The sequence below is a fragment of the Mycobacterium shinjukuense genome (assembly GCF_010730055.1).
In the GTDB taxonomy this organism is placed as follows: Bacteria; Actinomycetota; Actinomycetes; order Mycobacteriales; family Mycobacteriaceae; genus Mycobacterium; species Mycobacterium shinjukuense.
Map to the genome: position 1 here is coordinate 338,165 of NZ_AP022575.1, position 26,508 is coordinate 364,672.

The following is a 26,508-nucleotide window of genomic DNA, read 5'->3' on the forward strand; positions in this document are numbered from 1 at the left end:
GTTGTGGCTGACCTTAGCGTCCGGCGGCGGCTTCGTCTGCTACCGTGACCCGCTGGCCGCCGGTTTCGCCGCATCCGGCCCTTCGCCCGCCGCCTTGGCCGCCTGGGCCTGGCTCTTCATCTGCCGGAACATGTCGACGTAGTACGGCAGGCATTCGGCCAGCGCCTGTTCGGTGGTGAACTTGGGCTGGTAGCCGAGGTCACGGCGGGCCTTGTCGATCGAGAAGTAGTTGTCCAGATACAGCCGTTCGACCGCCAGCGGCTCGAGCAGCGGCGCGGGGAACCCGAACCGGAAGTGCAGCCGCTGCCACCCCGTCATCACCCAGCGCACCGCCGGACCGGAAACCCGCACCCGCGGCCATTTTTCGCCGCACGCTTCCACCACCGGCCGGGCGAACTCGAACATGTTGATCGGCTCGGCGTCGTTGATGAAGTACGCCTGACCGGGCGCGGTGCCCCCGGGCACCAGATGCTCGGCCGCCAGGATGAAACCGTGAATCAGGTTGTGTACGTAGGAGTTATCCAGCCGAGCCGACTTGCGGCCGACCAGCACCTTGACGTGGCCCTTGATCACGCTTTCGAACAGCTTACGAAACATCGTCTGATCACCGGTCCCCCAGATGCCGCTGGGCCGGATGGCGCACGTCAGCATGCCGTCAACGCCGTTCTGGGACAACACGAATCGCTCGGCAACCACCTTGGTCTCGGTGTAGAGGTCGTTGAACCGGTCGGTGTAGGGTAGCGTCTCGTCGCCCCCGGCGATGTTCTGGCCGCCCATCACCACGCTGTTGGACGACGTGTAGACGAACCGCTGCACCCCGGCCTTTTGCCCGGCGTGCACCAGGTTCTCGGTGCCGCCGACGTTGACCGCGAAGCTGCGCTGCCGGTATTCGTCGGTCACCGACGCGCCGCCCATCAGCTCGATGATCGCCGCCGTGTGAAAAATCGTGTCGATGCCGTCCACCGCCGCCGCGCAGACGGCCGCATCGGTGATATCGCCTTGCAGCACGTCCAATTGCGGGTGCTGCGGCAGCGGCGACGGCGCCCGGTCAAAGGAACGCACGTGATGTCCGCGGTCCAGCAACGTGGTGACCAGGTTGGCCCCGACGAAGCCGGAGCCGCCGGTGACCAAGACGCGGCCAAGGTCGGTTGTCAGTGATGCATCACCCATGCGGCGAAGCATAGAGAAACGTGTTCCAGTTTGGAATACGGACGGACTCCCGAAATCGGGTGGCCTCCGTTGGCGTCAGCCTTCCTCGGCGTCGCGTGCGGCCAGCGCATCGGTCACTCGCTGCCGGGCGCCAGCTAAGTGCTCTTCGCACCTTTTGGCGAGTTGCTCACCCCTTTCCCAGAGCCGCAGCGACGCATCCAGATCCAGTCCGCCCTGCTCCAGCAGGCGAACGACCTCGATCAGCTCGTCTCGACAGGCTTCATAGCCAAGCTGACTAATGGGTGTAATAGAACGGGCCTCGCCGGGTTGGTCGGCGCGGTCGTTTGCCTCGCCCGATTCAGGGACCATCGCTACGTCCTTCGCTTACCGCCGCGATGGCGCCATCGGTGACCCGCACCCGCAGCCTGGTGCCCGAGGGCGCGTCGTCGACCGACCGCAGCACTATTGGCCTTGCGCTGGGCTCGGCGGCCGCCGCCATCGTTTGCACAATGGCATAGCCGCGCGCGAGCGTGGCCGCCGGACCCAACGTGGCCAGCCGCGCGCTGAGGTGGCCAACGCGGTCGGTCTCGGCGGTGACCAACCGGGTAATGTCACGACGCAGCGCCGCCCGGGCGCGGTGAATCTCTTCGGTGCGTGCCGTCAGCGCCTGCAGCGGGTCGGCCAATGCCGGGCGGCTGCGCAGCTGGGCCAGCGCCCGTTGCTCCCGGATGACCCAGTTGCGCAGCGCTTGGGCGCTGCGCCGCCGCAGATCGTCGATCAACCGCTGCTCGGCGGCGGCGTCAGGAACCAGTTTCTTGGCCGCGTCGGTGGGTGTTGCGGCGCGCAGGTCGGCGACCAGATCGCACAGCGGATTGTCGGGTTCGTGACCGACCGCGCTGACCACCGGAGTGCGACAGGCCGAGATCGCTCGGCACAACGTCTCGTCGGAAAACGGCAGCAGGTCCTCGACACTGCCGCCGCCGCGGGCCAGCACGATCACGTCGACATCGTGGTCGCCGTCGAGTTCGCGCAGCGCGTCGACGATCTGCGGTACGGCGTTGGGCCCCTGCACGGCGGTGTTGCGCACCGTGAAGCGCACCGCGGGCCAGCGCGCGGCCGCCACCGTCGTCACGTCATGCTCGGCGGCGCTGGCCCGGCCGGTGATCAGACCAATCATGTTGGGCAGGAACGGAATCGGCCGCTTAAGCCGCGGATCGAACAGTCCCTCGGCGGCCAGCAGCCGGCGTAGCCGCTCGATGCGGGCCAGCAGCTCGCCGACCCCGACGGCGCGAATCTCGCTGAGCCGCAAAGAAAATGTGCCACGTGCGGTGTAGAACGAGGGCTTGCCGCAGACCACCACCTGAATGCCTTCGGCCAATTTCACCGGCGCGGCCAGCACCAGGTCGCGGGAACAGGTCGCGGTGAGCGACATGTCGGCCGCCGGGTCGCGCAGCACCATGAACACCGTGTTGGCGTTCGGCCTCATGGTGATCTGGGCCAATTGCCCTTCCACCCAGACGGTGCCCAGTTTGTCGATCCAGCCCGCGATCCGGACGGCGACCGCACGAACCGGGAACGGATTCTCGGCGGAATTCGCCGGCGCGGCCCGGGTCACTTCGCGGTCGCGCGGGTGATCCTGTTGGCGAGCAGCGTCTGGAACGGGGCGCGGGCCTTGGTGGCCTGCTCGTAGGCCAGCAGGGCTTTGAGCTCGGCGACATTCAGCGACTGCAGCCGGGCCCGCAGCTGGGCCAGCGTCAGCGCCGGATAGTCGAGTTCGGTCGCCACCGGCGGCACCTCGACGGCGGGGCCGGGCGCCTTGGACGACTTTCGGGCGGAAACCGGTTGGGTGGGGGGATCACCCGGCCCCGAGGAGGGCTTTGCGTCAGACGTGTCGGGTACCGAATACAGCGCGAACCGCCCCTCCGACCGGCGCTCACCGGCCCCGTTCAAACCGGCGGGGCCGGGCTGTGAACCGCCCTCGAGGACGTCCAGGTCCTCGTCGAAGGTCGCCCACTCCGGCTGCTCGTCCTTGGGCGGAAACAGCGCCTCCAGCGTGCTGTCGCCCTTGATCACCAGCTCGGCCAGGCTTTGCTGAAACCGCATCACGAGGTGTGCCGCCTGACTGGCCAGCGTCATCGGGTACATCAGGATGGTGCGGGGTAGCTTCAGCGTCTCCTCGACCGCGACTGTCGCCGCGCCGACCAGCAGCCGAACCCCGTAGGGTGCAGTAGCCATGGGTCCAAGACTGCCTCAACCGGCGGCGAACTCCAAGCCGGCGCCCGTAAGCTGGCGGGCCGGTGTCGGCCCAAAGTACCCTGAGTGCCATGGTTCCGACGGTCGACATGGGGATTCCCGGCACGTCGAGACCGGTGGCCGACACCCCGACCCGTAAGCGGGTGCTGCTGGCCGAGCCGCGCGGCTACTGCGCGGGCGTGGATCGGGCCGTCGAAACGGTCGAACGAGCGCTGCAGAAACACGGCGCCCCGGTGTATGTGCGCCACGAGATCGTGCACAACCGGCACGTGGTGGACACCTTGGCCAAGGCGGGTGCGGTGTTCGTCGAGGAGACCGATCAGGTTCCCGAGGGCGCCATCGTGGTGTTCTCCGCGCACGGGGTTGCGCCCACGGTGCACGTGAATGCCAAAGAGCGCAACCTGCAGGTCATCGACGCCACCTGCCCGCTGGTCACCAAGGTGCACAACGAGGCCCGGCGGTTTGCCCGGGACGACTTCGACATCCTGCTGATCGGTCATGAGGGCCATGAGGAGGTCGTCGGCACCGCCGGGGAAGCTCCCGACCATGTGCAGCTGGTGGACGGGGTGGATGCCGTCGACAAGGTGACGGTGCGTGACGAGGACAAGGTGGTCTGGCTGTCGCAGACCACGCTGTCGGTCGACGAGACCATGGAGATCGTCGAGCGGCTGCGCCGGCGCTTCCCGAAGCTGCAGGATCCGCCCAGCGACGACATCTGCTATGCGACCCAGAATCGGCAGGTCGCGGTCAAGGCGATGGCACCCGAGTGCGAGCTGGTGATCGTGGTGGGCTCCCGCAATTCGTCGAACTCGGTACGGCTGGTGGAGGTGGCGCTGGGCGCCGGGGCGGGGGCCGCTCACCTGGTGGATTGGGCCGACGACATCGATCCGGCGTGGCTGGACGGCGTCACCACGGTTGGCGTCACCTCCGGGGCGTCGGTTCCCGAGGTGCTGGTGCGCGGTGTGCTGGACCGGCTGGCCGAGTGCGGTTACGACCTGGTGCAACCGGTGACGACGGCCAACGAGACGTTAGTGTTCGCGCTGCCCCGGGAGATCCGGTCACCTCGCTGAGGTCAATGGTCGTAGTCCCAGGGCTCGGGCGGGGGATTGCGGGGTGCCCGGGAGCGACCGCGGCGATCGGCGGGCGGCTGCTCTCGCGGCTCGTCGCTGGGAGCTGAATTGCGGTAGCGGACCCGCGAGATCGGGTGGTGTGTCGGGTTGACGGTGTTCGCCCCGGTGGACGTGGGGCGCCGTGGCCTGGGCTGATAGGGCGGCTCGTAGGGCGGCTCGTAGGGCGGCTCGGCCTGGTAGGGGCCCCCGTAACGGCGGCCGTAGGGGTCGGCGGGCCGGGGCGGCTGGGGTGGTTGGTGCCGCTGGTAGGGGTCGAAGCGGCTGCCGCCGGGCGCTGGCCGGTCGTAGGGGTTGCGCCGCGCGCGTGGGTCCGGTGGCGGCTGCGCAGGCAGCTCCGGATCGCCCGGCGGCCGCGGGCGACGCGACCGGCGAGGCGGGTCGGCCGGGTCGACGTCGCGCGCGGCCGCGGGGTTGCGGCGACCTTGGCGGCGCGCACGGTCGGCGGTGGGCGCGCTCGGGGCGTCCAGCGGCGGCCGGGCATGCCGTGAGCGGGTTCGGGCCGGGCGGCGTCCACCGGCCGGCCGGCCGGTTCGCGCGCTCCGGCCGATCGCGTGGGCGGGCGGGGAGCCGGTGGCCGGTGCCGGGTCGGTGGTGTCGTCGAAAACCCGGGCCCATAGGGAGCGCAACTTTGCGGCGATACCGCCGATCACCGACGTTCGGTCGGCGGTGTCGGCGGTGTCACCGGGCTCGGCGTCGGCCTGGGCCGCCGGCAACCGGTGCGTCCCGCCGAAATACCACCTGATCAGGCCGATCAGCAGCACACCGCCGGCGGTGCCCAGCATCAACGGGAACCGCTCGATCAGTGGATAGCCGCAGTTGATCAGCAGATCCCTGAGGTTGCCCGTCCTGCGGCCGTGGAAAAGCCAGTAGGCGCCCGGCACCGCGCAGAAAAGTATCAGCGGCGGCTGGATGACGGCGGTGAACACCGCCGCCTGCCGCACCGCCAGCACCGCTGCCACGCAGCCGGTGATGTAGAGACCCGCGAACACGTGGGTCAGCTCCTTGTGACCCGCATCGAGGGCATAGCCCACGGCCGTTGCTGCGGTGGCCATGAGCACCGCGGCCCACCAGGGCACACCAGGGATGTTGGGGAGAATCGAACGGTGCCTCGGTTCCACCGCTGGGCTCACCCGCTGCGCTGACACATGTTGACCGTACCGGTATTGGGCCGCAAGGCCGGTAAATCCCCGGCCAGCGGTTGGGGCGTGCCATCATCGGCGGGCCGGGTGGGTCCCCGGTCCGCATTGCTGCCGAGCCGTAAACTGGGCTTCCTGTGAGCCTAAGCCTGGGGATCGTGGGTTTGCCCAACGTCGGCAAGTCGACGCTTTTCAACGCGTTGACCCGAAACAACGTGGTGGCGGCCAACTACCCGTTCGCCACGATCGAACCGAACGAGGGGGTCGTCGCGCTGCCCGATCCGCGGCTGGACAAGCTGGCGGAGCTGTTCGGCTCGGCGCGCGTCGTTCCCGCGCCGGTGACGTTCGTGGACATCGCGGGATTGGTCAAGGGGGCGTCCGAGGGGGCCGGGCTGGGTAACAAGTTTTTGGCCCACATCCGCGAATGCGACGCCATTTGCCAGGTGGTACGGGTGTTCGCCGACGACGACGTGGCGCACGTGTGCGGCGAGGTGAATCCGCGATCCGACATCGAGGTCGTGGAGACCGAGCTGATCTTGGCCGACCTGCAAACGCTGGAGCGCGCCCTGCCCAGACTGGCGAAGGAGGCTCGCACCAACAAGGAGCGCACACCGGTGTACGAGGCGGCGGTGGCCGCCCAGCGGGTGCTCGACGGCGGGCGGACGCTGTTCGCCGCGGGCGTGGACGCCGCCCTGCTGCGCGAGCTGAACCTGTTGACCACCAAGCCGTTTCTCTATGTGTTCAACGCCGACGAGGCGGTGTTGACCGACCCCGCCCGGATCGCCGAGCTGCGCGATCTGGTGGCGCCGGCGGACGCGGTTTTCTTAGACGCCGCCATCGAGTCCGAGCTGGCCGAACTCGACGACGAGGAGGCCACCGAGTTGCTGGCGTCGATCGGGCAGCCCGAGCGGGGGCTCGATGCGCTGGCCCGCGCGGGCTTTCACACCCTCAAACTGCAGACCTTCCTGACGGCAGGTCCCAAGGAGGCCCGGGCCTGGACCATCCACCAGGGCGACACCGCGCCCCAGGCCGCCGGGGTGATCCACAGCGACTTCGAGAAGGGCTTCATCAAGGCCGAGATCGTGTCCTACCACGACCTGATCGCGGCCGGGTCGATGGCCGCGGCCAGGGCGGCCGGCAAGGTCCGGATGGAAGGCAAGGACTACGTCATGGCCGACGGTGACGTGGTGGAGTTTCGGTTTGGAGCACCAACAAGGCCGGCTCGATAGCTCGCTGTGCCCCACGCGTACCGGGCACTGCGGGCACCGTGCATATCCCTGCCGTGCCGCAACGCGTGAGGCGGGTCAGACACCAGGGAACGCACACCTTGCGCACCTGGACTTGGGGAGCCTCAACTGCAGATCCGGCGATCGTCGAACCCGCACGCGACATGGTGGCATCATAGAGTGCATCAGATGATGCGCTAGGAGATGCAGATGAGGACGACGGTCACGATCGATGACGCCCTGTTGGCCAAGGCCGCCGAGTTGACCGGGGTGAGCGAAAATGGCGCGCTGCTGCGTCAGGGATTGCAGACGCTGATCCGGGTGGAGAGCGGTCGTCGGCTGGCGGCTCTCGGCGGAACGGACACCCAGGCGACGGCTGCTCCACGACGGAGAGCCGCGCGGTGATTCTGGTCGACACCGCGATCTGGATCGACCATCTGCGTGCCGGCGAATCGCGCCTCGTCGACCTGTTAAGCGATGACGATGCGGGCTGTCATCCCCTGGTCATCGAGGAGATGGCGCTCGGCTCGATCAGGCAACGTGATGTCGTGCTCGACTTGCTGGCCAACCTTTACCAGTTCCCGACGGTGACCCACCCCGAGGTTCTGCATCTCATTGATCGGCGGCGGCTGTGGGGGCGTGGTTTAAGCGCCGTCGATCTGCATTTGCTCGGCTCGGTGGCTCTGGTTGTCGGGGCGGGGCTGTGGACACGAGACAAGCGATTGAAGGCTGCCTGTGCCGACGTCGGCGTGCCGTTGTTCGATGAAGGTAAATACCGACAACGGGGGTGATCGAGATGGCCAGCGCGATGCCTACATCGCCGCGACCGCGCTGGAGCATGGAATGACCGTTTGCCACGCGTAACGTCGCCGACCTCGACGCGACGGCGTGGCCCTCGTCAACCCCTGGACGCACTGAGCCGCAAGCCGGAAGGCCGCCCCGCTCGCCGCGGCGTTGGCCAGGCACAGAGCGCCTCGACTGTGACGATGTGACGCAGTCGTTCACGCGGCGGCGGATGTGTCGCGGGCCACGCAAATGGCGCGCCGGGCACCGCCAACCGGGCATTAATCGGGCCCGAAATCCATTCTTGGGTCCGCACAGTACGGCTCGGATGGGTAATAGCGCAGTTGCGGACCCTCGTCTGATGCCGTCCTGTTGGTGCCCGATTTCTACAGGTCAACGGCTAGATCGTGGCCAGTTTCGCCATTTATATATCGTTTGCTATACGCATTAGAAACGATTCCGTTTCAGCATGCAGATTATCGCGTTACATCCCCGCAGTATATGAGGGCCAGCGCATTATCTGATTGGGAGTGAGAAGCGCCACAATTTTTGATTTCCTATGGATATTGTCGGTAGCTTCCATGGGCATGATTGCTCTTGCAACGCTGTTGACGCTTATCAATCAGGTCGCCGGGACTCCGTATATTCCGGGCGGAGATTCTCCGGCCGGGACCGACTGTTCAGGGCTGGCTTCGTGGGTGTCGAATGCGGCCACCGATCGGCCGGTTTTCGGGGACCGGTTTAACACCGGGAACGAGGAAGCCGCTTTGGTGGCTCGCGGTTTTCAATACGGGACGGCTCCCAACGCCTTGGTGATCGGCTGGAATGGCCGCCACACGGCGGTGACCTTGCCCGATGGCACCCCCGTTGCCAGCGGTGAAGGCGGTGGGGTGCGCATCGGCGGTGGGGGCGCCTACCAGCCGCAATTCACTCATCACATGTATCTGCCGATAGATGTCGGCATGGTCGACGGCGATGCGCCACCACCGCCGGATGCGCCCGCCGTCATGGTTGACGCGGGGCCGGCGCCAGAAATACCGGCGCCCGATCCCGAAATTGCAAATACGTAACAAATCGCGATGCCGGTGCGCAACAGAGTCATTCTGCGACCGGTATCCGGATAACCCGAAACGCCACGCCGGCGAGCGCGCGCGGCGACCTGCCGAATCACGTATCCTGACCGGCAATGATCTTCATCGTCGTCAAGTTCGCAACCAAGCCCGAGTGGACCGAGCGCTGGCCGGAGCTCGTCGCCGAGTTCACCGCCGCCACCCGCGCCGAACCGGGGAACCTGTGGTTCGAGTGGTCACGCAGCCTGGACGACCCGGCGGAGTATGTCCTCGTCGAAGCCTTCCGTGACGCCGAGGCGGGCAGCCTGCACGTCAACAGCGATCACTTCAAGCGGGCGATGCAGCGGCTGCCCCAGGCGCTGTCGTGCACGCCCAAGATCATCAGCCAGACGATCGACGCGACGGGGTGGTCGGTCATGGCGGAGATGTCGGTCGACTAGCCACGATTCACGGGTGCGCGGCGCGCTTGACCCGCGTCAGGTGAGCAGACCCGACAGCACGTCGATGTTGGGCAACAATACGTGATAAATGACGGCCTCGCCCTCGATAAAGACCGCCAACGCGATGAGCGTGGTGCTGGCCGCGAGCGGATAACCGATTGCGTTGACCAGTCCGTACGGATTACCGTTGACCGCCTCCGCGATTCCGTCGAGGAAAAGATTGAGGTTATACGACGGGAGAGTAAGCGCGAGCGCCAGCGCGATGTGCGCCGTTGGCTGGATGATGGAAATATTGTTAGCGGCGATAATGGTAAAAGCTCCGACAATGTCGGTGTTCGTCGTCTGAATACCGTCGATGAGGTTGTTGACGATGGACCGAGCGGACGTGGTGGTGAGTAATTCGGTGGCGTCGAAGTTGTTGATCGTGTCGGCGGCCGTTGCCACCAACGAATTCACCGCCGTGACCGGGTGCACCGACGGTCCGCTGGTCAGGTCTGACCACAGGTTGGGCAGCATCACCGCGACGTCGGCGCCCGCCTGGTTGATGCCTTGCTGGGAAGCGACCGCCAGCGCGTCAAGGACCTCGACCGGGGAGATGTCCGGGAACAGCCCGAACTTGGTGGGCACGTTGGCCGGCCCGGTCGAATAGCCATAATCGGGGTCGCCATAGCCCAGGTTGACGATCACCCTGGTGGCCGGCTCGACGAGATCGGCCAGCGGGGTTCCCACCACCGGGATCGCGCGCAACGGCTGCAACAGCGGCAGATGCTCGGTCGGGATCAGGTAGTAGGTGGTGAGCGTGTCGCCCACCGTGGGCAGCTGGACGGCCGACTCTACCTGCGCGTCGGTAAATTCCGCGTAGTGGCCGTGCTCGGTGGCGATGCCCATCAGGGCGTTGAGGGTCGACACGAGATTGAGCGGGTATCGCGGGAAGTCGGCGTAGCCGTCATATTCCTTGGAATAGATTGTGGTCGGATAAAGGTCGTGTGGAGTGGCGCCGGTAAATGTCACCCCCAGGCTCGGCAGGCGCGCTCCGTCGAAGCGTGCGAACAGGCCGCCGTTGGGATTATTGGGATTAGCGACGAGCACAAAAGAGAGTTGGTCGGTGGTGGGGCGTTCGGCGGCGGGCAGGGTGGCAAGTTGTCGCATTTCCAGCGTCGAAATGGTGGCGCTTTGGGAATAGCCGAAAACGACGACGCCGTTTCCCTGCGCGATCTGCTGCTTTATCGCGTTATCCAGGATCGCGACGCCTTGGGCCACCGACATGTCGAAAGTCATGTTCAGGATGCCGGAAGTTGGATACAAGTTCTCGGGCGTATAAAGGGCTTGGGTCACCGCCCCCAGGTGGTTCGGCTGGATATAGAGGCTGTTGACGGACTCGAGGTAGTTCGTGGAGGGAAACGGCACGCTGCTAAAGCCCATGACCAACGCCGTTTGCGTCGCCGCCGCGGCTGCCGCCTGCCGAACCGTCGACGTCAAGGCGCTCGCGGTACCGGCGGCGATGCGCCCGCCGTTGAGGCCGGTGAGCGCGGCATTGGCGGCCTCGCTGCTCGCATAGGCACCGGCGGCGGCCTTCAAGGCGCGCACGAACTCGTCATGGAACGCCGCGGCCTGGGCACTGAGCTCCTGGAACTGCCGGCCGTGCTGGGAGAACAGCGCCGCTACGGCCAGCGACACCTCGTCGGCGGCCATCTGCATGACCGCCGTTGTGTGCCCACCGGCCGCCGCGCTGGCCGCCTGGATCGTCGAGCCGATCTCTTCCACGTCGGCGGCAACCGTCATCAATGTCGCTGGGCTGGTAATCAGATATGTCACCGACGGCAACCTTCTGGCAGAACCGACACGACGCCGACGTTTCCCCGCGGTTCGTCTGTGACCGTTATATCCGGCCTCGGGGTTCCCGGGGTAGGTTTGCGGCGATTGGCTCGGATCCCCTAGTCGACGATCACCGCGATCTCGGTGCCCAGCCGATAACCCGGTGCCAGCGGCAGCGTGTCCCCGCTCCAGAACTTGCCCGGGTCGAACCAGTGCGCGTCCTTGTCGGTGACCAGCAACCCCATTTCCTCGTAGGTGATGGCGACCGTTTCCGCACAGTACGCCGTCGCCAGGCCCATCTTGCGTTGCTCGGCCTTGCGCCGCTGGGTTTGCTCGCGAACCTTCTTGTCCACCAACGGGATTCCTCGTATCCAGTCGTTGACGGTGGGGAACCGGCCGCGCAGCCACCGGCCCGTTAGCCGAGCCGTGGTAGGGAACGCGGTGCCGTCCATCCGCGCGATGACCCGCAGCAGCTCGTTCTCCTGTTCCCGGTTGGCGTGCGGGGTCAGCTGACGCAGCCAGCACCGCTGGTGGTAGCGGCGGGTCCATTGCTCGACCACGGCCCGGGCGTCGTTGAGCTGCACGCCGCGGTGGTGGGTGCCGGTCCAGATGTCGACGAGCTTGTCGCCCAGTTCGGCATGCCAGATCAACGGCGGCAGGTCGTCGATGGCCACCGTCATGCCGACGTGGTTCACCGGGGCGTTGGTCAAGGTCTGGATGGCGCGGTCGGGACGGGATCGGCCGCGAAACAGCCACAAGTCGCCGGTGCGGGTTTCGTTCAGCGCATGGTCCAGGGTCAGCGTGCTCGAGTCCACCCCAGCACCATATGCAGCGATAGCCTGTCGGGGTGCGCAACGTGTGGAAGTGGGTCGGGCTGGCGGGGGTCGCCGGGGTGGTCGCCGGCGGCGCGCTGGTGGTGCGCGACCAACGGAAGCGTCGTGCCTACACCGCCGACGAGATCCGGGCCCGATTGCACCAGCGGTTGGCCGAATCCAACGCGCCGGGCCATCAGACCGGGCCGGGGCCGGGTGCCGCGTCGACCGCGTACAACCGATAGCTGCCGGAAAAGCCCTTCAACTCGACCTCGCGCCCGTCGTCGAAGCAGATGCCGTCGCAGCCGCTCACGGCGTCGCGCACCGGTTCGCTGACCAGGATCTCACCGCCGGCGGCCTGGCCGGCCACCCGGGCGGCCAGCGCGACGTTGCGGCCGAACAGATCGTCGCCGCGGCGCACCGAACGCCCCATGTGTATGCCGATCCGCACTCGAATCTCCTGGTGCCGCTTACGTTTTGCGTGGCGTCGTAGCGCATGCTGGATGTCGATGCCGCATCGCACGGCCTGTTCGGCGCGGGCGAAGGCGATCATGAACCCGTCGCCCTGACTCTTGACCACGTGCCCGGCCCAGCGCCCGACGAGGTCATGAACCAATTTGTCGTGTGCGCCAATCAGCTTGACCCACGCGCGATCGCCGATCCGCTCGTTGAGGGCGGTGGACTCCTCGATGTCGGAGAATAGGATCACCACCCGGCCGTCCGGGGTGACCCTGGCCAGGTCGGGCCGCTCCACCTCGGCCCAGTCGGCCAGGTCCTCGATGGAGCTGCGCACGGCGGCTCCGAAACCCTCCGTGCGCACCAGGTTCGCGGTCTGCCACACCGTCTTGACGGCCTCGCGGCCACCGGAGAGCAGCCAATTGCGGGCGTCGGCGCGCTGCCGCAACTCCTCGGCCTCCCGCCGACTGCGGGTCAGTTGCCGCCACAGTATGACGAGTCCGCTGGCCTCGATGACGGCGATCGCGGCCAGCAGGGAAACCGCGATGTGCGCTGCAGCGCCCATGGCAGGCATCCTGCCAAGACCGTGATGACGGCCGCTTGTCGGCCCTCTGCGCAGTGTCTAGGGTTGGCATCCAACGGTCTTGGAGGTGGGGATTGGGTGACGACGGAGGTGGCGCGTCGGACCTGTTGGTGATCTTCGGGATTAGTGGTGATCTGGCCCGCAAGATGACCTTCCGCGCGTTGTACCGGCTGGAGCGCCACGGGTTGCTGGATTGCCCGATCCCGGGGGTGGCTAGCGACGACACGTCGGTGGTGCAGTTGGTCGAGCGGGCGCGGGAGGCCATCGGTCGCAACGAGCAGATCGATGACGTGGTGTTTGTACCCCGGTGAAATCCATCGGTACCAGCGAGGTTCCAGGGGCCCGGAAGCCAAGCGGTCGTTGCCGCGCGGTCACCGCGGTTGGCAGCAGCCGTGGCTACCCCGGCGCGCTCAGGCAGGACGGCAAGGAGGCCAAAAACCATGCAGCTAGGGATGATCGGTCTGGGCCGGATGGGCGCGAACATCGTCCGCCGCCTGGTCGACGGTGGACACGAGTGCGTGGTCTACGACCACAACCCGGACGCGGTCACGGCGATGGCCGGCGTGCACCGCACCACCGCGGTGTCCTCGCTGCGTGAACTGCACCGGCGGCTCACCCCACCGCGTGTGGTGTGGGTGATGGTGCCCGCGGGGGACATCACCACCGGGGTGATCGACGAGTTGGCCACCACGCTCGATTCCGGCGACATCGTGATCGACGGCGGCAACTCCTATTACCGCGATGACATCAAGCATGCAAAGCTCTTGGCGGAAAAGGGAATTCATCTGCTGGACTGCGGTACCAGCGGTGGTGTGTGGGGCCGGGAGCGCGGCTACTGCTTGATGATCGGCGGCGACCGGGACGCGTTCACGCACGCGGAGCCGATCTTTGCCACCGCCGCACCCGGGGTGGACGCGGCGCCGCGTACGCCGGGCCGCGAGGGTGCGGTCGCGCAGTCGGAGCGGGGCTACTTGTACTGCGGGCCAGCCGGGGCGGGGCACTTCGTGAAGATGGTGCACAACGGCATCGAGTACGGGATGATGGCTTCGCTCGCCGAGGGATTGAACGTTCTGCGCAACGCCGACGTCGGCACCCGGGTACGACCGGGCGACGCGGAAACGGCGCCATTAGCCAACCCCGAGTTCTACCAGTACCATCTGGACATCCCTGAGATCGCCGAAGTGTGGCGACGGGGCAGCGTGATTGGCTCATGGTTGCTCGATCTGACCGCGATCGCACTACACGAATCGCCCAACCTGACCGAGTTCGCTGGGCGGGTCTCGGATTCGGGGGAGGGCCGCTGGACCTCCATCGCGGCGATCGACGAGGGTGTTCCCACCCCGGTGCTCACCACGGCGCTGCAGTCCCGGTTCGCCTCGCGTGACTTCGATGACTTCGCCAACAAGGCGCTCTCCGCGATGCGCAAACAGTTCGGTGGCCACGCCGAGAAACCAGCCAACTGACCCGGCGGCGGCATCCGTTTCAGGTTGGCCGCCGATCCACTGCGCCGGAGGCGACCGGTGCCCGCCGCTTGCGGTGAGTTCTTCACGCCGTCCGGGTCTAGCACCATGCAGACCCCGACCGCCGGAGGCGCCATGTACGCGACCGGACCATCGATCACGCCCTCACTGTGGTTCGACCACAACCTGCAGGAGGCCGCCGAGTTCTACACCTCGGTGTTCCCGAACTCGGTCATCGAAGGTTTGACCCGCTACACCGAGGCGGGACCGGGCGAACCGGGCGCGGTGGTCAGCGGCGCGCGCGTGCCGCCGCGGCCACCATGGCGATGCTCGGCGTGCGCAAGCTGGTCATCGCCGAGTTGGAGAACGCGGTGGAATCCTCGGTCTGATCACTCGGTGAGCCGGTTCTCGCAGCCGGCGACGACTCCGCCATGGTCGCCACCGGAACTCGGTGAAGCAGCTGTCCGCGAGGTGAGGTGTCCGATTTCAGCACCTATGCCGCTCCAGGTGTCGCAGCTTGCTCATCTGCCCCCCGCGTATCCGGTACCGCCGACAGGCAATGTGCCCGCCCCCGCGCGACAGCCACGGTTGTCGCGCGCAGGCGGGCGCGGGTGCGGTTCACCACCGGCGCCATGCGGCGGGATGCCGATCGTCGCACAATCACGGCGCCGGTTACGGTCTATGGAGAACGCCCGCCGCGTGCAACCCCATGTGGTCTCCGGTGAGCTGGTCGGCCGGGATAGCAATGCTGCTCTGCATCGCCGTGACTGGCCAGGGCCATGGCCGGCAGTGCTGCCGGACACGGCGGCCCGGACCGTCGCAACCGCCGATCGCCTGGGGGGTTGGCGAACTGTTGGGCGTCGAGTGTATTTGAGTGTGCGTTAGTGTGTTCTAATGGGTGCTGTGAATTTGGCGGATTGGGCGGCGTCGGTGGGGGTGAATCGGCATACCGCCTATCGGTGGTTTCGGGAGGGGGCGTTGCCGGTGCCCGCCGAGCGGGTGGGTCGGTTGATTCTGGTGCGCACGACGCCGGCGGGCGATGCCGCGGCGGGTGGTGTGGTGATCTATGCCCGGGTGTCCAGCCATGATCAGCGCGCCGATTTGGATCGCCAGGTGGCCCGGTTGAGGGCGTGGGCCACCGAGCAGGATCTGACGGTGGGGCAGGTCGTTACCGAGGTCGGGTCGGGTCTGAATGGCAAACGCCCGAAGTTGCGCCGGATGTTGTCGGACCCGGATGCGAAGGTGATCGTTGTGGAGCATCGTGACCGGTTGGCCCGTTTCGGGGTGGAGCACCTCGAAGCGGTGCTTGCGGCTCAGGGCCGCCGAATCGTGGTGGCCGATCCTGGCGAGACCACCGATGATCTGGTGCGCGACATGATCGAGGTGCTCACGTCGATGTGTGCGCGGCTTTATGGGCGCCGCGGAGCCGTAATCGCGCGATGCGCGCTTGCCGCGGCCAAACGGAACCCGGGTGAGGTCGCATGATCGTCGGGATGCGCACCCAGGCGCAGGCCGCAAAGGTGGCCGCGGCCACTGGCGGCGCGCATCTGGCGGGTAAGCCGAAACCCGATGGCGCGCCGAGGTTGTCGCGGTATGTCGATGTGGGTGCCGATTTTGAGGCGCACCGCAGCGCAGTGGAGTCGGTGTCGGTGCTGTTCGAGCTGTTCGATGGTGACGCCGAGGGCTACGCCGCGACGGGTTCACCGGCGCGCCGTTGTCCACCGGGTGGATGGTGACGGCGGCGAAGTTCGAGGTCGAGTGGCCCGCCGAGCCGGATCGAGCGGGTTGGTGCGCTCGCATTTCGGCGCGCGACGTAAAGCGTTTAACTGGGGCCTGGCCAAAGTGAAAGCCGACCTGGGCGCTAAAGCTGTTGACCCGGGCCATCAGTCGCTGTGCTGGGATCTGGGTGCACTGCGGTGGGCGTGGAACCGCGCCAAGGATGGGGTCGCGCCGTGGTGGGCCGCCAATTCCAAGGAGGCCTACTTGTCGGGGCTGGCTGATCTGGCGCGGGCGCTGAACAATTGGTCGGCCAGCCGCAACGGCACACGGCGAGGTCGCCGTGTGGGGTTTCTGCGCTTCAAATCCGCGCGCCGCGACCCCGGCCGGGTGCGCTTCACCACCGGAACCATGCGCGTTGAGGACGATCGGCGCACCATCACCGTGCCGGTAATCGGCGGGCTGCGATCCAAGGAGAACACCCGCCGTGTGCAGCGCCACCTGGCCAGCGGGCGTGCCCGCATTCTGAACATGACGCTCTCGGCGCGCTGGGGCCGGTTGTTCGTCTCTATCGGCTACGCGCTGCGCACCCCGGCCACCGAGCGCACGGTGGCCCGGCCCACGGTGCGCGCCGGTGTCGATCTGGGGGTGCGCACGTTGGCCACGGTGGCCACCGTCGACACCCGCACCGGGGAGCAGACCATTACCGAGTATCCGAATCCGGCCCCACTGAAAGCCACGCTTGCTGCGCGGCGGCGGGCCGGGCGCCAGCTTTCCCGCCGCATCCGCGGATCGCGTGGCCATCGGGCAGCGAAAGCCAAGCTGACCCGGCTGGATCGCCGGTGTGTGAATCTGCGGCGAGAAGCCGCCCATCAGCTCACCACCGAGCTGGCGGGCCGCTATGGCCACCTCGTGGTCGAAGACCTCGACGTGGCCGCGATGAAACGCAGTATGGGCCGGCGTGCCTATCGGCGTGCCGTCTGCGATGCGGCGATGGGTGCGATCCGGCCGATGTGGGCCTACAAGACCGCCCGTTGCGGCGCGGTGCTCACGGTGGCGGATCGCTGGTTTGCGTCCAGCCAGATCCATCACGGCTGCACCGCGCCGGACGGCGCCCCGTGCCGGCTGATCGGCAAAGGGCGCATCGACAAGTTGCTGGTGTGTCCGCACACCGGCGATGTCGTCGACCGCGATCGCAACGCCGCGCTGAATCTCCGTGACTGGCCGGATTACGCCAGTTGTGGTCCAGTCGGGACCACGGCCCCATCGGTACCCGGGCCAACCGAATCGGTTGGTACAGGCCATGGCGCGGACACCGGAACATCCGGTGCCGGCGGAGCATCCGTAAGACCCCGCCCATGCGGGGCCGGACGCCGCGAGGCCAAAACCCCAACCCCGCAAGGGAACGCCGCATGAGCGTGTCACTAAAACACACTCAACGGCACCGCGCATGCATGGGAAGGCCGCGAGCGGTGGCCAAGACCGGAGCGGCACCCGCGACCAAGGAACTCCGCACGGAGAGCGCCCGGATGAGACTCACAGACGTTCGCCCAAGCGCAACGGTTGACATGAGAGACCACGATGCCTGAACCACGCTGGATCGACGTGAAAGGTCCCAACGGCGACCTGATGGCCCTGACCTGGGGGCCGGCCGACGCCCCAATTGCGTTATGCCTGCACGGCTTTCCCGATACCGCCTACGGGTGGCGCAAGTTGGCTCCGCGGCTGGCCGAGGCCGGCTGGCGGGTGGTGGCACCGTTCATGCGCGGGTATGCGCCGTCGTCGATTCCGGCCGACGGCAGCTATCACGTTGGCGCTCTGATGGACGACGCCCTGCGGGTGCGTTCGGCGGCGCTTGGCACCGATCGCGACGTGGTGATCGGCCACGACTGGGGCGCGATCGCCGCCACCGGCCTGGCCGCCATGCCCGACAGTCCCTTCACCAAGGCGGTGATCATGTCGGTGCCGCCGGCGGCGGCATTCCGCCCGCTGGGCCGCGTACCCGAGCGTGCCCGGTTGCTCCGCGAACTGCCGCGTCAGCTGCTGCGCAGCTGGTACATCCTCTATTTCCAGTTGCCGTGGTTGCCGGAACGATCCGCTTCCTGGGTGCTGCCGCTGCTGTGGCGGCGGTGGTCGCCCGGCTATCACGCCCAGGAGGATCTGCGCCACGTCGACGCCGCGATCGGCACACCGCAGAGCTGGCGGGCGGCGCTGGGGCCCTACCGCGCCACCCTACGCAACACCCGGCCACCGGCACGCTATGCCGAGTTGAATCGGCTGTGGACCCAGGCGCCACGGCTGCCGAGTTTGTACCTGCACGGTCACGACGATGGCTGTGCCACACCGGCATTCACACACTGGACGAAACGAGTGTTACCCGCCGGCAGCGACCTGGCGATCGTGGAGCGCGCCGGCCATTTCCTGCAGCTCGAACAACCGGACAGGGTGGCCGAGCTGGTGTTGGCGTTCATCGGCTCCCCGGACTCGTCGGGCTAACGACCGTGCCGGCACACCGGATGGCGGCCGTGGACGCGCAGTTCCTCTGGATGTCGGCCAAGATCCCCAACGACCAGTTCCTGCTCTATGCGTTCGACGGTGCACCCGCCGATATCGGCCATGCGGTCGAGCAGGTGTGCCGCCGGGCCCGCGCGTGCCCGGACCTGAGCACGCGGGCCGACGACGGATGCGTCCTGGCCTACCCGTGGTGGGTGCCGACGGTCGTCGGGCTCCAGTGGGTGCGTCGCCACCACCTGACCGACGACAGCTGGCGCGGCTGCCTGGCGGCGGTGGCCGAGCTGGCACGCGACCAACTGAACGTTCGCCGGATGCCTTGGCGGCTACACGTATTCACCCCGGTATCCGGCATCCCGGGCTTACCCGGGCCCGGCACTGTCGCCGTCTTGCAGGTGGCGCACGCGTTGGGCGACGGGGCTCGCGCGTCGGCGATGGCCGCATGGCTCTTCGGCCGGCCGGCACGAGTGCCCGAGATAGCCCGGCCGCGAACGGGTTTCCTACCGTGCCGGGCCGTCGAGGCGGCACGTGCGCACCGCCAGCTGGTTCGCGATACCGCTGCCGGGCTGGTGGCGCCGGGCGTCGGAACGCGGCCGCCGCTGCCCACGAACGCCCGACCCGAAGGCGTCCGCATGGTGCGCACCCTGGTGCGGCGGCGCTCGCAGCTGGCCGGCCCCACGGTCACCGTCACGGTGCTGGCCGCGGTGTCCACGGCGCTGTCCGGCCTGCTCGGCCGGGCCGTCGATACTCTGGGCGCAGAGGTGCCCATGGCCAAACCTGGTGTGCCACAGGCGCATAACCACTTCGGCAACGTGGTTGTGGGGCTGTACCCGCAGCTGCGGCCCGACGACCGGGTGCGGCGGATCGTGACCGACCTGGCCAACGCGCGCCGCCGTTTGGAACATCCCGCGATGCGCTCGGCCAGCCGGGCCTTCGCGGCGGTGCCCGCGGCGCTGCTGCGCCTCGGCGTCTGGCAGTTCGACGCCGAGGCGCGGCCGGAGCGGGTGGCCGGCAACACCGTGGTGTCCAGTGTCTACCGCGGGGCCGCCGATCTGAGTTTCGGGGATGCCCCGGTGGTGCTGACGGCCGGGTATCCGGCGCTCTCGCCGGTGATGGGTCTGACCCACGGGGTGCACGGCATCGGTGACACCGTGGCGATCAGCGTGCACGCGGCACAGTCGGCCGTGCCCGACATTGACGCCTACCTGCGGCTGCTGGACGCCGCGCTGTAACGAAAGCTACTCGGCATCAGCGGCTTTAGCCTCCCATCGCCGCTGCTTGCCGTGGGTCATCGCGGGCGGGCCTGCTCACAGGATCGCCAAATGCTGCTTCCTTGCACCGGGAACCGCGCTCAGCACGATTGAATGGTCGAAGGTGACAAACCTGCCGCCGTTGGCTCGCATCGATCACCCGCCGTGTTCGTCACGAAGCCGATCGATCAGTGCGTTTGAGACGGCGCCGCCGCGATGCGGAAGCGGCTCGAAGCCAAAGAACGCGTCAGGCGCGCCCGGGGCGGGTGGGGCGTATTGGTGGGTCAACGCCTGACGGGCGAGATCGGACAGCACCGCCCCCGCGGTCCGGCTTTCCCTGCGAGCGCGCTCTTTAACGGCCAGTAGGACGTCATCGTCAATAGACAAGGTGGTGCGAATACATCAGATGCTGGTGCATCAGACCCGCTACTGGGCGTCACCGGATCTGGCCGCTTCCTCTCGGGTCAGGCCAACCGCCGCGAGCAGCTCCTCATGCAGTTCGAACCACACGGTGTGGTAGGAGTCGATGAGCGGCCGGGACAGCCAGGCGATGTCGCCGGCCTTGACCTTGTCCAGCGCCGCCCGCAATTTCGCCGGGTAGGCGCTCAACCGCGGCAGCTGTGTCGCGGCCGCTTCGATGATCGGCACCACCCGTCGGTGAACCACATCGAGGCGGGCCAGCACGGCGGCATCATAGTCGGCGTCATCGTGGGTGTTGGGCTTGCCGCCCTTGAGCTGCCAGTCGGTGACCAGTCTTTTGAAATCGGCGTTGACGCGGCGGAAATCGCGGTAGACGGCGGCCAGCACGGTCGGGTCCGCGCGGCTGCGCTCCCGGGCAAGCAACTCCCCCAGCCGGATGCGACCGCTGGGGCTGATCCGCAGCGTGGCGGCGTCGACCAGGAGGCCGGCCGCGGTCAGCCGATCGACGGTCTCGATGATGGCGGCCAGCTCCTCGCCCAACGTTTGCGCCAGGTCGGCGCGGCTCACCCGGCCCTTGAGCCGGACGGCCTGCAGCACCGCCAACTCGATCACGCGGTGGCCTCGCCGCCCAGACGTTGTGCGGTCAGCATGGTGATCAGCGGGGTGGCCGACACCACGTCGGTGTGCCCGGCGGTCATCGCGGCACGCACCGCGGCCTCGGAATGCTCGTCCAGGGTCGGATAGTCGCCTTTGGTGTGCGCCCGCAGCGGGCTGACCCGTCGCGCGATGGCGGCCAGCTCGTGCAGCTCCGGTGTATCGTTCTCGGACCACGCGGACAACGGCAAAATGCCTTGGCGCACTTCGCCTTCGTAACCGTCGACGGTGATCCGCTTGCCGGCCAGCGATGCCGCGACCCCGTGGCCGCAGCCCACCACGGCCACTCGGCCCAGTTCGCGGCTGACCACCGCCGCATGGCTGGTGGCGCCCCCGACCTCGGTGACAATGCCCTGGGCGGCCAGCATGCCGATGACGTCTTCGGGCCTGGTGTGGTCGCGCACCAAGATGACCGGCTCGCCCCGGTCCGCGGCGGCCAGCGCCCGGTCCACCTCGGTGTGCGCCGTCCCGGATGCCACGCCCGGGCAAGCGGGCAGGCCCTTGGCCAAAAGTGGTGCGGCTAACCGTGTTTCCGGCTGCAGCGCCGGCATCAGCAAGGCCTGCACGTGTGCCGGGGTCACCCGGCGCACGGTCTCGGCATCGTCGATGAGTCCTTCGCGTCGCAACTGCAGGGCCAGGCGTATTGCGGCCTGGGCCGACCGCTCCGCCGCCCGGGTCTGCAGCAGCCACAGCGTGCCGTTCTCGACGGTGAATTCGATCTCTTGGACGTCGCCGGCCAGGCGCTCCAGGCTGCGCGCGGCGGCCATTAGCTCGCGGTAGACGGCGGGCTGTGCACCACGCAGGGCGGTGATCGGTTCGACGTCGACCAATCCCGACACCACGTCGTCGCCTTGGCCGCCGGGTAGCCACTCGCCGAACGGTTCGTTGGCCCCGGTTATCGGGTTGCGCGACGACAGCACCCCCGCCCCGGAGTTCTCGCACCTGTTGCCAAATACCATCGCCTGCACCACGACCGCGGTGCCGCCCTGGTCGTCGAGGCCGTAATGGGCGCGATAGGCAACGGCGCGAGGCGAATTCCACGAGGCGAAGACGGCCTCGATGCTCGCGCGCAACTGCGCGCATGGGTCGTCGGGGGGGTCGGTGGCCACGATGCGCCGATACATGCGGGTGAACCGGCGGCGGGTGTCGCGGGCGAACTCCGAAGTGCCCTGCCCGGCGAGGGCCCGTTCGACGGCATCGGTCATGCCCACGTCCAGGATCGTGTCCATCATGCCGGGCATCGACTCGGTGGCGCCCGAACGCACGCTGACCAGAAGCGGGCGGGGGCCGCGGCCGAACGTGCGGGAGGTTTCCGCCTCCAGCCAGCTCATCCGGTCCAGCACGTCGTTCCAGATCGCCTCCCGCGTGGGCCCGGCCGCCATGAGGTAGCGAACGCCCACCCCGGTGGTGATGCAGAACGCGGGCGGCACCGGCAACTTGTGGCGGCGCATCGTGTTGATGCCGTGGCCCTTGTTGCCCAGAAGCTCCCGTGGGTAGTTCACGTCGCCGTTCAGCGCAACGACGTCGCTCGCGGGTGCGCCTTCGGGGCAGCCGGTGGCTCGTGGGCTACGACTGATGGTGCACCCCCTTTTGCCTTCAGGCAAACGCCGGAACGTCCGCTATGTTCCCACATGGGTCGGGTTGGTCAGCGGCTCACCGCTGCGGTCGCAGTGCGTGGAGATGATCTAATTTGGACGCCATGACTCCGCATGACGTCGGCCTGCTCATGCTGCGGCTGGTGCTGGGCCTCACGCTCGCCGCGCATGGTGTGAACAAATTTTTCGGCGGTGGCCGGATACCAGGCACCGCGCGCTGGTTCGAGAGCATCGGGATGAGGCCGGGCACGTTTCACGCGACCGTGGCCGCCAGCACCGAGACGGCCGCCGGGCTGGGGCTGGCGGCCGGGCTGCTGACGCCGATCCCGGCGGCGGGCTTTGTGGCGCTGATGCTGGTCGCGGCGTGGACGGTGCACCGACCCAACGGCTTCTTCATCTTCGAGAAAGGGTGGGAGTACAACCTGGTGCTGGCGGTCTGCGCCGTCGTGGTGGCCATCATTGGCGCCGGGAAGCTCAGCCTGGATTGGCTGATCTTCGGAAAGAACTGGTACAACGGCTGGCGCGGGTTGTCGATCGCGGTGGGGCTGGGCCTTGCCGGCGCCGTCGGCCAAATGCTGATCTTTTACCGGCCACCGGGGCTAGCGGGCTAGATGGCGGTCCCGGCGGGCGCGCGCATGGCCGGCGGTGCGCCGCGGGCGCCCTCGCCGGCGGTCACCATGCCTGTGGCGGGTGGCGCCACCGTGCGCCGTGATCTGGTCACGGGCATCGGCCCGCTTCGCCGCTCCGATGCGATGCTGCACCTGCCGGCCCACTGGCCCCGGGAAACCGGGTGGAACGTCCTGTGGGACATCGTTGTCGGCAACCGCTACTGGCCGGCGGGGGTCGCGGCGTGCGCACCAGGTGTCGCCGCGCCAAGCACACAAATCGGCCGAGTGGTGTCGCGGCCGGTGAAGGCCACACCGGTCGGCGTGAAATCTCTTGTGTCACTCTGGTTTCAGTGGTCTCTGGGCGGGGTGTCTTGTCGGTGCCCTCCGATAGTTTGGGCGTATGGATCGGCAGGCGATCACCGCGGCGTTCGATGCCCTCGATGCCGGCGTGGATGCCGTGCTGGAGTTGGATTGTGAGGCGTTGAGCACCCAGGAGCGGTTGGTGTTGCTAGAGCGGGTGGAGCGGGTGCGCCGCCGGCTGCCCGCCGCCGAGCATCCACTGATCAACCAGCTGGCCCGTCAGGCCAGCACCGAAGAGTTGGGCGGCAAACTGGCGCATGCGATCGCCGAGTGGACGCTGATCAGCCGCGCCGAGGCCCCCCGCCGCATCGCCGAGGCCGCCGATTTGGGGCCGCGGCGCGCGCTGACCGGCCAGCCGCTGGCGCCGGTGTTGGCGGCCAGCGCCGCCGCCCAACGCGCCGGGCGGCTGGGCGGCCGCCCATCGGGTTCTTTCGGATTGGCTGGGTCCGCTCCGTCCCGAATCTCAACGAGTTCTTCGTGCACCACGAGGATGTTCGCCGGGCCAATGGACGCGGGCCTCGCAGCCTCACGTCGGCCATGCATGCTGCCCTGTGGCGAAACCTTCGCCGCGGCAGCCACTTTCTGAGTCGGGGGCCGTTGCGGCGGTGCGTCGCACCCACTTTGGCATGCGAGTCCATCGCCGACGGGGCCGGCGATTCTACGAGGAGCCGGTGACGGCAGCGAACAATGCGTCGGCACGCCAGAAGGGCTCGTCGTAGACGACCGACGTGGTGAAGATCGCGCCGCGGGGCATGCGCTGATCTGGACCTCCAAAAACTCCCAAATTCGGGGGTTGCGCGACTATGGTCAACCGTGGTTGACTGTCGCTGTGTGCGACTATTGCTATAGATTATGTTCTCAGGTGTGTCCCCATCCATCGCGCCCGAACCGGGACGGGGCGAATCCGCTCTTGCGACATGTCCCGGCGAGGGCACGGAATCCGCGACAACTCGGATCGCGAGGCGCAAGCCGTACGACTGCCGTGGATATGTCACGGGTATCGGCTAAACAACAAAGGCGCTACAGTGTCCAATGTTCTGCGGTGCTCTTGACGATAAGTGCGCCCTTATTTGGGTAACACCAATTCCGAAATTTCCGGTTCTTCTATGGCGCAAGAGAACCGATTCACATTGTCGGAACCATTGACAATCAGCTCGTCAATCTGCCCATAGGCTGACGCATGGAAACATTCATTCTGTCGCACGGGTCGTATCTGTCCCTGCCGGTGCTGACGGCTACCGGATTGCCGGTTCCCGAGGAAGTCGTGGTTGCCGCCGCCGGCGTTTTGAGCGCGCCCTCGGTGGCTCGGCTCGACCCGCGGCTGGCTCTGGCGGTATGCCTGGCGGGCGTTCTGATTGGTGATTGCGCGCTGTACTGGATCGGACGGACGTTCGGCCATACCTATCTGCGGCAACACCGTTGGTTCTGCAGGCTCGTTCCTGGCGATCGCGCCGAGCGCATGGAAGGCATGGTGCAGCATCACAGCCTGCGGGTGTTTCTGTTGGCCCGCTTCCTGGTCGGGTTGCGGACGCCGCTGTATGTGGCGATGGGGATCATGCGCATCGACTTCCGGCGATTTGTCTTGAGCGACGGGGCTTGCGGCGTATTGGCCGTGTGCGCGTTCTTTCTGCCCAGCTATTTTGGCGCCGCATGGATCGGCGTCTTGATTCACAGATCGGAATGGGCTGTCACTGCAATTGTGCCGATTGTGGCCGCGGGGGCCAGTGCATATTACTTCATTTGGAAAAAAAGCCGTCAGCAATTAAGGCTGAACCTACCAGGATCAGGAGATACGCACCATGAGCAAGAGGCTTCGTGACGCCACACTGTTCTTCCGTGAGTTCTGCCGACAAGGGGAGACGACCGGAGCGATCATCCCCAGCAGCCGGTCCCTAGCACGGGCTGTCACGCGGCCCCTTGCGCAGCGTGGTCCGGTGCCGATTCGCGTTCTGGACTGCGGATCAGGAACCGGCGCATTCACCGACCAGATCGTGAACCACCTGCGGCCGCGCGACACCTTCGACGTGGTCGAGCTCAATGGTGCCTTCGTTCGCACCCTGAAGAACCGTTTCGCTACCGATCCCCGTTGGCGCGGCGTCCAGGACATTACTACGATCCACGAACTGCCGCTTCAAGAGTTTAGGCCTGCGGCGCCGTACGATTTCATCATCTCTGGCCTGCCGCACGGCAACTTCTCTTGCAGTCTGGTGGAAGAGATCATCACCTGTTACATCACGCTGCTCAAGCCTGAGGGTGTCCTCAGCTACGTCGAGTACATGTACATGCGGTCGATCCGCAAGACCGTGACGCTAGGCACCGCGCGCAGTCGCGTGCGTGCGGTTGACAGCATGATGATGTCGCACCTGGGCAGGCATCAGGTGACGCGCGACAGCGTTTTCAAGAACATGCCGCCCGCCTGGGTGCACCACCTGACGGCGCTGAATGCCGTGCCAGTCGAACAGGCTGCCTGAAGCCGCCATCCGGTGTCCTTGCTCAACCTCCGCGGTGGGCGCCAAGGATTGGGCGTGTAACCGAATTCCGTCAGCACACCGGTCGGTGTGTGGCTGATCATGCCGGCCCCGGAGTAGCGGTCCTGGGTCCAGTTCTGCTCGTGGAATTCGATGGGGGCGTTCGCCTGGTCGCCGAACCGATCGACGAGTCCCAGGGGGCTTCGCGCGGCAGCGTTTTGCACATTTGCTCGACACTGAGCAAACCAATGCCGAGGTTGGCCACCGCCCACGGGCTCATCGTCCAGGGGAGTTTGCCGCCGTAGCGGTGCTTCTCGCCCTCGACGATCATCATGGCGTCGCCGTCGTTGTGCTGCTTGTATTCGGCTACGCCGAACTCGTCCGTCAGGGCATCGATCCGGTCCTGGCCCGGTCCGATCCATGCGCCGCCGCGGTCGATCCACACGCCGTCGTCGCGGGTGACCGTGAACGTGCGACCGCCGACCCCGGTCGCGAGCCTCCAACAGGGCAACCGATCGGCCGGCCTGTTTCAGCGCAGGGCCGCCGTCAAGCCGGCGAATCCCGCTCCTACCACGCAATAGTCGACGTCCGTCATGGCAGCAAGCTACACCGC

The 26,508-nt window shown here is 67.2% G+C and carries 25 protein-coding genes and 8 pseudogenes; 19 read left to right on the forward strand and 14 right to left on the reverse strand.

Annotation, left to right across the window (positions count from 1 at the left end; all coding sequences use genetic code 11):
- Positions 1 to 39 precede the first annotated feature (39 nt).
- The 4 genes from G6N20_RS01515 to G6N20_RS01530 form a co-directional block, all read right to left on the reverse strand.
- Positions 40 to 1,182 carry a 3-beta-hydroxysteroid dehydrogenase gene (locus G6N20_RS01515; RefSeq protein ID WP_083051338.1) on the reverse strand — a complete coding sequence of 381 codons (1,143 nt, stop codon included), beginning with the start codon at positions 1,180 to 1,182 and terminating at the stop codon, positions 40 to 42.
- 63 nt (positions 1,183 to 1,245) lie between these two features.
- Positions 1,246 to 1,518, reverse strand: a complete 273-nt coding sequence (locus G6N20_RS01520) for an exodeoxyribonuclease VII small subunit (RefSeq protein ID WP_083051336.1) — start codon at positions 1,516 to 1,518, stop codon at positions 1,246 to 1,248.
- Positions 1,508 to 2,764 carry an exodeoxyribonuclease VII large subunit gene (gene xseA / locus G6N20_RS01525; protein ID WP_083051332.1) on the reverse strand — a complete coding sequence of 419 codons (1,257 nt, stop codon included), beginning with the start codon at positions 2,762 to 2,764 and terminating at the stop codon, positions 1,508 to 1,510. Before xseA ends, G6N20_RS01520 begins: the two co-directional genes overlap by 11 nt.
- Complete coding sequence (locus tag G6N20_RS01530; protein ID WP_083051330.1) at positions 2,761 to 3,384, reverse strand: lipid droplet-associated protein; 624 nt, start codon at positions 3,382 to 3,384, stop codon at positions 2,761 to 2,763. Before G6N20_RS01530 ends, xseA begins: the two co-directional genes overlap by 4 nt.
- Positions 3,385 to 3,473: 89 nt before the next feature.
- Between G6N20_RS01530 and G6N20_RS01535 the strand changes: the two genes are divergently transcribed.
- Complete coding sequence (locus G6N20_RS01535; protein WP_083051327.1) at positions 3,474 to 4,472, forward strand: 4-hydroxy-3-methylbut-2-enyl diphosphate reductase; 999 nt, start codon at positions 3,474 to 3,476, stop codon at positions 4,470 to 4,472.
- A 2-nt stretch (positions 4,473 to 4,474) separates the two neighbouring features.
- Here G6N20_RS01535 and G6N20_RS01540 read toward each other — a convergent pair whose 3' ends face one another.
- Positions 4,475 to 5,677: a DUF6542 domain-containing protein gene (locus G6N20_RS01540; RefSeq protein WP_179961505.1), complete on the reverse strand. Its 1,203-nt coding sequence runs from the start codon at positions 5,675 to 5,677 to the stop codon at positions 4,475 to 4,477.
- A gap of 128 nt (positions 5,678 to 5,805) precedes the next feature.
- Here G6N20_RS01540 and ychF point away from each other — a divergent pair, with 128 nt between their 5' ends.
- The 5 genes and pseudogenes from ychF (at position 5,806) to G6N20_RS01565 (ending at position 9,187) form a co-directional block, all read left to right on the forward strand.
- Positions 5,806 to 6,897, forward strand: a complete 1,092-nt coding sequence (ychF, locus tag G6N20_RS01545; protein ID WP_083051323.1) for a redox-regulated ATPase YchF — start codon at positions 5,806 to 5,808, stop codon at positions 6,895 to 6,897.
- 207 nt (positions 6,898 to 7,104) lie between these two features.
- Entirely contained in the window at positions 7,105 to 7,299 is a 195-nt protein-coding gene (locus tag G6N20_RS01550) for a type II toxin-antitoxin system VapB family antitoxin (RefSeq protein WP_083051367.1), read from the forward strand.
- Entirely contained in the window at positions 7,296 to 7,685 is a 390-nt protein-coding gene (locus G6N20_RS01555) for a type II toxin-antitoxin system VapC family toxin (protein ID WP_083051320.1), read from the forward strand. Before G6N20_RS01550 ends, G6N20_RS01555 begins: the two co-directional genes overlap by 4 nt.
- A 579-nt stretch (positions 7,686 to 8,264) precedes the next feature.
- Positions 8,265 to 8,729, forward strand: a pseudogene (locus tag G6N20_RS01560) (hypothetical protein); the annotation flags it as partial.
- Positions 8,730 to 8,863: 134 nt separating this feature from the next.
- Complete coding sequence (locus G6N20_RS01565; protein ID WP_083051315.1) at positions 8,864 to 9,187, forward strand: putative quinol monooxygenase; 324 nt, start codon at positions 8,864 to 8,866, stop codon at positions 9,185 to 9,187.
- Positions 9,188 to 9,223: 36 nt separating this feature from the next.
- Here the strand turns inward: G6N20_RS01565 and G6N20_RS01570 are convergent, their stop codons facing one another.
- Both G6N20_RS01570 and G6N20_RS01575 read right to left on the reverse strand, forming a co-directional pair.
- On the reverse strand, positions 9,224 to 10,969 hold the full coding sequence (locus tag G6N20_RS01570) for a PE family protein (protein ID WP_232065410.1): 1,746 nt from the start codon (positions 10,967 to 10,969) through the stop codon (positions 9,224 to 9,226).
- Positions 10,970 to 11,121: 152 nt separating this feature from the next.
- A complete protein-coding gene (locus tag G6N20_RS01575) occupies positions 11,122 to 11,817 on the reverse strand; it encodes a guanylate cyclase (protein ID WP_083051310.1) in 696 nt (231 codons plus the stop codon).
- A gap of 32 nt (positions 11,818 to 11,849) precedes the next feature.
- Between G6N20_RS01575 and G6N20_RS01580 the strand changes: the two genes are divergently transcribed.
- Positions 11,850 to 12,059 carry a hypothetical protein gene (locus G6N20_RS01580; protein WP_083051308.1) on the forward strand — a complete coding sequence of 70 codons (210 nt, stop codon included), beginning with the start codon at positions 11,850 to 11,852 and terminating at the stop codon, positions 12,057 to 12,059.
- On the opposite strand, the gene G6N20_RS01585 is transcribed toward G6N20_RS01580, so the two are convergent.
- Positions 12,011 to 12,844, reverse strand: a complete 834-nt coding sequence (locus G6N20_RS01585; protein WP_083051305.1) for an adenylate/guanylate cyclase domain-containing protein — start codon at positions 12,842 to 12,844, stop codon at positions 12,011 to 12,013. The two genes, G6N20_RS01580 and G6N20_RS01585, sit on opposite strands and share 49 nt — an antisense overlap.
- 83 nt (positions 12,845 to 12,927) lie before the next feature.
- Between G6N20_RS01585 and G6N20_RS01590 the strand changes: the two are divergent.
- From G6N20_RS01590 to G6N20_RS01600, 3 genes and pseudogenes are all read left to right on the forward strand, one after another.
- Positions 12,928 to 13,152, forward strand: a pseudogene (locus tag G6N20_RS01590) (glucose-6-phosphate dehydrogenase); the annotation flags it as partial.
- Positions 13,153 to 13,293: 141 nt separating this feature from the next.
- Entirely contained in the window at positions 13,294 to 14,316 is a 1,023-nt protein-coding gene (gene gnd, locus G6N20_RS01595; RefSeq protein ID WP_083051302.1) for a phosphogluconate dehydrogenase (NAD(+)-dependent, decarboxylating), read from the forward strand.
- Positions 14,317 to 14,448: 132 nt separating this feature from the next.
- Positions 14,449 to 14,619 (forward strand): annotated as a pseudogene (locus G6N20_RS01600) (VOC family protein); the annotation flags it as partial.
- On the opposite strand, the gene G6N20_RS22060 reads toward G6N20_RS01600, so the two are convergent.
- Entirely contained in the window at positions 14,603 to 14,755 is a 153-nt protein-coding gene (locus G6N20_RS22060; RefSeq protein ID WP_372516310.1) for a hypothetical protein, read from the reverse strand. The pseudogene G6N20_RS01600 and the gene G6N20_RS22060 sit on opposite strands and share 17 nt — an antisense overlap.
- Before the next feature lie 461 nt (positions 14,756 to 15,216).
- On the opposite strand from G6N20_RS22060, the gene G6N20_RS01605 reads away from it, so the two are divergent.
- The 4 genes and pseudogenes from G6N20_RS01605 (at position 15,217) to G6N20_RS01620 (ending at position 19,772) form a co-directional block, all read left to right on the forward strand.
- A complete protein-coding gene (locus G6N20_RS01605) occupies positions 15,217 to 15,798 on the forward strand; it encodes an IS607 family transposase (protein ID WP_163663195.1) in 582 nt (193 codons plus the stop codon).
- Positions 15,795 to 17,445 (forward strand): annotated as a pseudogene (tnpB, locus tag G6N20_RS01610) (IS607 family element RNA-guided endonuclease TnpB). Before G6N20_RS01605 ends, tnpB begins: the two are co-directional and overlap by 4 nt.
- Before the next feature lie 165 nt (positions 17,446 to 17,610).
- Positions 17,611 to 18,525 (forward strand): alpha/beta fold hydrolase, encoded by a 915-nt coding sequence (locus tag G6N20_RS01615; protein ID WP_083049769.1) that lies wholly within the window; start codon positions 17,611 to 17,613, stop codon positions 18,523 to 18,525.
- 5 nt (positions 18,526 to 18,530) lie between these two features.
- Complete coding sequence (locus G6N20_RS01620) at positions 18,531 to 19,772, forward strand: WS/DGAT domain-containing protein (RefSeq protein WP_142272089.1); 1,242 nt, start codon at positions 18,531 to 18,533, stop codon at positions 19,770 to 19,772.
- Positions 19,773 to 19,847: 75 nt separating this feature from the next.
- Here the strand turns inward: G6N20_RS01620 and G6N20_RS01625 are convergent.
- The 4 genes and pseudogenes from G6N20_RS01625 to G6N20_RS01640 form a co-directional block, all read right to left on the reverse strand.
- Positions 19,848 to 19,937 (reverse strand): annotated as a pseudogene (locus G6N20_RS01625) (VapC toxin family PIN domain ribonuclease); the annotation flags it as partial.
- 9 nt (positions 19,938 to 19,946) lie between these two features.
- Positions 19,947 to 20,189, reverse strand: coding sequence for an antitoxin (locus G6N20_RS01630; RefSeq protein WP_083049763.1), 243 nt, complete (start codon positions 20,187 to 20,189; stop codon positions 19,947 to 19,949).
- A 27-nt stretch (positions 20,190 to 20,216) separates the two neighbouring features.
- Positions 20,217 to 20,822, reverse strand: coding sequence for a winged helix DNA-binding protein (locus tag G6N20_RS01635; protein WP_083049760.1), 606 nt, complete (start codon positions 20,820 to 20,822; stop codon positions 20,217 to 20,219).
- Positions 20,819 to 22,441, reverse strand: coding sequence for a pyruvate, phosphate dikinase (locus G6N20_RS01640; protein ID WP_083049780.1), 1,623 nt, complete (start codon positions 22,439 to 22,441; stop codon positions 20,819 to 20,821). The genes G6N20_RS01635 and G6N20_RS01640 overlap by 4 nt, the downstream gene beginning before the upstream one ends.
- Before the next feature lie 122 nt (positions 22,442 to 22,563).
- On the opposite strand from G6N20_RS01640, the gene G6N20_RS01645 reads away from it, so the two are divergent.
- From G6N20_RS01645 to G6N20_RS01660, 5 genes and pseudogenes are all read left to right on the forward strand, one after another.
- Positions 22,564 to 23,070, forward strand: a complete 507-nt coding sequence (locus G6N20_RS01645) for a DoxX family protein (protein ID WP_083049757.1) — start codon at positions 22,564 to 22,566, stop codon at positions 23,068 to 23,070.
- Positions 23,071 to 23,467: 397 nt separating this feature from the next.
- Positions 23,468 to 23,839: pseudogene (locus G6N20_RS01650) on the forward strand (DUF222 domain-containing protein); the annotation flags it as partial.
- Between the two features lie 2 nt (positions 23,840 to 23,841).
- Positions 23,842 to 24,018 (forward strand): annotated as a pseudogene (locus G6N20_RS20895) (TIGR03085 family metal-binding protein); the annotation flags it as partial.
- A gap of 589 nt (positions 24,019 to 24,607) precedes the next feature.
- Entirely contained in the window at positions 24,608 to 25,246 is a 639-nt protein-coding gene (locus G6N20_RS01655) for a DedA family protein (RefSeq protein ID WP_083049751.1), read from the forward strand.
- Positions 25,227 to 25,898: a class I SAM-dependent methyltransferase gene (locus G6N20_RS01660; protein ID WP_142272088.1), complete on the forward strand. Its 672-nt coding sequence runs from the start codon at positions 25,227 to 25,229 to the stop codon at positions 25,896 to 25,898. The genes G6N20_RS01655 and G6N20_RS01660 overlap by 20 nt, the downstream gene beginning before the upstream one ends.
- A 184-nt stretch (positions 25,899 to 26,082) precedes the next feature.
- On the opposite strand, the pseudogene G6N20_RS01665 reads toward G6N20_RS01660, so the two are convergent.
- Positions 26,083 to 26,490: pseudogene (locus tag G6N20_RS01665) on the reverse strand (flavin monoamine oxidase family protein); the annotation flags it as partial.
- Between the last annotated feature and the right edge of the window lie 18 nt (positions 26,491 to 26,508).

Bases quoted from the DNA above. Each gene is read 5' to 3' on its own strand.
- gnd (WP_083051302.1), top strand. From the start codon at position 13,294: ATGCAGCTAGGGATGATCGGTCTGGGCCGGATGGGCGCGAACATCGTC.
- G6N20_RS01615 (WP_083049769.1), top strand. From the start codon at position 17,611: ATGCCTGAACCACGCTGGATCGACGTGAAAGGTCCCAACGGCGACCTG.
- G6N20_RS01585 (WP_083051305.1), bottom strand. From the start codon at position 12,844: ATGCCTGCCATGGGCGCTGCAGCGCACATCGCGGTTTCCCTGCTGGCC.
- G6N20_RS01645 (WP_083049757.1), top strand. From the start codon at position 22,564: ATGACTCCGCATGACGTCGGCCTGCTCATGCTGCGGCTGGTGCTGGGC.
- G6N20_RS01535 (WP_083051327.1), top strand. From the start codon at position 3,474: ATGGTTCCGACGGTCGACATGGGGATTCCCGGCACGTCGAGACCGGTG.
- G6N20_RS01655 (WP_083049751.1), top strand. From the start codon at position 24,608: ATGGAAACATTCATTCTGTCGCACGGGTCGTATCTGTCCCTGCCGGTG.
- G6N20_RS01550 (WP_083051367.1), top strand. From the start codon at position 7,105: ATGAGGACGACGGTCACGATCGATGACGCCCTGTTGGCCAAGGCCGCC.
- G6N20_RS01570 (WP_232065410.1), bottom strand. From the start codon at position 10,969: ATGACGGTTGCCGCCGACGTGGAAGAGATCGGCTCGACGATCCAGGCG.
- G6N20_RS01530 (WP_083051330.1), bottom strand. From the start codon at position 3,384: ATGGCTACTGCACCCTACGGGGTTCGGCTGCTGGTCGGCGCGGCGACA.
- G6N20_RS01520 (WP_083051336.1), bottom strand. From the start codon at position 1,518: ATGGTCCCTGAATCGGGCGAGGCAAACGACCGCGCCGACCAACCCGGC.
- G6N20_RS01660 (WP_142272088.1), top strand. From the start codon at position 25,227: ATGAGCAAGAGGCTTCGTGACGCCACACTGTTCTTCCGTGAGTTCTGC.
- G6N20_RS01515 (WP_083051338.1), bottom strand. From the start codon at position 1,182: ATGCTTCGCCGCATGGGTGATGCATCACTGACAACCGACCTTGGCCGC.
- G6N20_RS01565 (WP_083051315.1), top strand. From the start codon at position 8,864: ATGATCTTCATCGTCGTCAAGTTCGCAACCAAGCCCGAGTGGACCGAG.